The sequence below is a fragment of the Gluconacetobacter aggeris genome, assembly GCF_014174395.1.
In the GTDB taxonomy this organism is placed as follows: Bacteria; Pseudomonadota; Alphaproteobacteria; order Acetobacterales; family Acetobacteraceae; genus Gluconacetobacter; species Gluconacetobacter aggeris.
The window spans coordinates 1-1,680 of sequence record NZ_JABEQD010000038.1 but is presented as its reverse complement, the minus strand read 5'-3'; the positions used below and the strand labels follow the sequence as shown (position 1 = coordinate 1,680).

Below are 1,680 nucleotides of genomic sequence, written 5' to 3'. Positions count from 1 at the left end.
TGTTCGTAGCCGCCTGCTCGCCTTGGTTCAGGTTCCACTGATAGCCCGGCGTCGACTGGAGATAGTTTTCCGTCAGGCCGTTCGACAGGCTGTTCAGAGCATTGGTGCCGGTCGTGGCATATGGATTCAGCAGGTTGTTCGCATATCCGCCCGCCTGCTGGATGTTGGATGCGACATCCTTTGCGGTCGAGTTGGCGCGATTCATCGCGTTCTGGGTCATGACCATCTGGGCAGCGGTCGAAGCGGCGGTAGTCGCCGCCTGCACACCTTGGCCGATGCCGAACATATCACTCATTGCGGACGCTCCATCTGATAGGCGACATATTCGCGCTCGATCCCGTCATTGCTGACGGCGCGATATGGGCCGATGCGTTGAAAACCGAGCAGGTGCATCAGGAAGCGCGCCGGCTTCTTGTGCTCCGGGATAGGGGCAATCATCAGATCGGACGGCTGTGTTGCCCACCACCAGTCCCGAACCCGACGCATGATCTCGAGCGCGGGACGCCCCCTCATTTCAGGGACCACGGCCTGGTGGCATTCATGAACGCGGGGCCTCACCTCTTGGAACCCCACGACCACGCCAGGCACCGAGACGATGAGGCCCGAGCCAATGTCCTTCAGATGCGCGACCTCTCCGAACACGGCCGGATGCGTCAAAACCGCATTGATCGCATCCAGATCGTTGATCGCGGCGCCGGGAATAGGTGGCAGCGCGATCATCGTGCAGCCCCTTCGAATTGATGCCTCGCCGGCGCGGCGATGAACCGCACAACGAGGTGTTTCTTCCCGAGATCGGCGGCCTTTTTGGCGATCTGCCCTCCCACATTCATGGCTTCTTCCTCGGAGGACCAAGACGGAACGAAGCCCACATGCATGCCCAGGTCCGGCTGCACGATCCTGCGCTCAAGCGCATCGAGGCGCTGGTTAAGCTGACTGGACGCCATCTGCCTCTTCTTCAAGTTTGCTGAAGTTCCTGATAATGATCGTCAGGCACCCGCGCGGGGCTGGCGGCTGCTGGGCCAGCCACGCCGCACACGCTTCGGGATTGCCATCGATCCCAGGTGGGTGAAAAAGCACGCGCCAGGATGGATGCGGCTTCAAAGAGGCCTCCAGCGCGTTCAAGCGACCTTTCAGGTTCATGGCTTGCCTCCCGCAGATAGGTGTTCGAGCGCCTCAAGCCGCGCGGCAAAGTCGTGAGTCTCGATTGTTTTCCGCTGCGCCTCGATCAGTGCCGACAACGCCTGGCCCTCTTCGGGTGTGATCTCGCCGGCTGTGACGGCCTGGATGATGGTGGCCATCGCGGCAGAGAGATCGGCGGCATCGGTCAACGGCGGCAATGACAGGCTGAGGGGGCGCCCCTTTCGCTCGGGCCAAATCCTCCGGAGCATGATCTCTGCCGCCCGCATGTCGCCGCCAAGCGCCGATGCGGTCACAGCCTGGACGATCTGTTCCGCGTTCTCCTGGCCGATCTGGTCGAGGGCTGCAAAGGCCGGATGGCGACGCCCCTTCTTCGGGCCATCGGGATTGCCAGACTGACCCGGCTTGAACGCCGTCGAAGGCGCTCGGCGCTTCTTCGGGGTCTGCTGATCATCTGCCACGGCAGACATCACGACGCCTTTCTGAACTGGGCGACGGGGCGCGATGCAAGCCATGTAAGAGCCTGCTCAACATCGATCAGGG

4 protein-coding genes and 1 pseudogene are annotated in these 1,680 nt (G+C 62.1%); all 5 read right to left on the bottom strand.

Features of this window, described 5'->3' with window-relative positions:
* Positions 1-295, bottom strand: a pseudogene (locus HLH36_RS19405) (hypothetical protein); the annotation flags it as partial.
* Entirely contained in the window at positions 292-720 is a 429-nt protein-coding gene (locus HLH36_RS19400; RefSeq protein WP_182987917.1) for a DUF2824 family protein, read from the bottom strand. The pseudogene HLH36_RS19405 and the gene HLH36_RS19400, both read right to left, overlap by 4 nt.
* Positions 717-944 (bottom strand): hypothetical protein, encoded by a 228-nt coding sequence (locus tag HLH36_RS19395; RefSeq protein WP_182987916.1) that lies wholly within the window; start codon positions 942-944, stop codon positions 717-719. The genes HLH36_RS19400 and HLH36_RS19395 overlap by 4 nt, the downstream gene beginning before the upstream one ends.
* Entirely contained in the window at positions 925-1,140 is a 216-nt protein-coding gene (locus tag HLH36_RS19390; protein WP_182987915.1) for a hypothetical protein, read from the bottom strand. The genes HLH36_RS19395 and HLH36_RS19390 overlap by 20 nt, the downstream gene beginning before the upstream one ends.
* Positions 1,137-1,607 carry a DUF5681 domain-containing protein gene (locus HLH36_RS19385; RefSeq protein ID WP_182987914.1) on the bottom strand — a complete coding sequence of 157 codons (471 nt, stop codon included), beginning with the start codon at positions 1,605-1,607 and terminating at the stop codon, positions 1,137-1,139. The genes HLH36_RS19390 and HLH36_RS19385 overlap by 4 nt, the downstream gene beginning before the upstream one ends.
* Positions 1,608-1,680: the final 73 nt, after the last annotated feature.

Coding starts and splice junctions, on each gene's coding strand:
- HLH36_RS19385 (WP_182987914.1), bottom strand. CDS start 1,607: ATGTCTGCCGTGGCAGATGATCAGCAGACCCCGAAGAAGCGCCGAGCG.
- HLH36_RS19395 (WP_182987916.1), bottom strand. CDS start 944: ATGGCGTCCAGTCAGCTTAACCAGCGCCTCGATGCGCTTGAGCGCAGG.
- HLH36_RS19400 (WP_182987917.1), bottom strand. CDS start 720: ATGATCGCGCTGCCACCTATTCCCGGCGCCGCGATCAACGATCTGGAT.
- HLH36_RS19390 (WP_182987915.1), bottom strand. CDS start 1,140: ATGAACCTGAAAGGTCGCTTGAACGCGCTGGAGGCCTCTTTGAAGCCG.